The organism is Paenibacillus forsythiae T98, from assembly GCF_000520735.1.
Lineage (GTDB): Bacteria > Bacillota > Bacilli > Paenibacillales > Paenibacillaceae > Paenibacillus_AQ > Paenibacillus_AQ forsythiae.
Map to the genome: position 1 here is coordinate 1 of NZ_ASSC01000614.1, position 348 is coordinate 348.

Genomic DNA, 348 nt, shown 5'->3' on the forward strand with positions numbered 1-348 from the left:
GCGGTTCGGCCCGTTTATCGGCAATCCGCATACCGAGGCCAACGCCACGGGGATGACGATGACCCGGGCTTACGAAGAGGCCGGGCGCATCATCAAGCGCCATGTGAACGCAGGCCCGCGCGACATTCTGCTAACCTGCGGCTTCGGCATGACTGCGGCCGTGAACAAGCTGCAGCGGCTGCTCGGACTGCGGCTGCCGGAATGGATGGAGGAACGGGTGACGCTGCCGCCGGAGGAGCGGCCGGTTATTTTTGTAACCCACATGGAGCATCACTCCAACCTTCTCCCCTGGCAGGAGTGCATCGGCGAGGTCGTCGTCCTTCCTCCGGGACCGGATGGCAATGCCCA

At 64.1% G+C, this 348-nt stretch carries 1 protein-coding gene; it reads left to right on the top strand.

Annotated elements, in window-relative coordinates; genetic code table 11:
* On the top strand, positions 1-348 hold a 348-nt coding region (locus L692_RS29460), incomplete at both ends, for an aminotransferase class V-fold PLP-dependent enzyme (protein ID WP_036724523.1).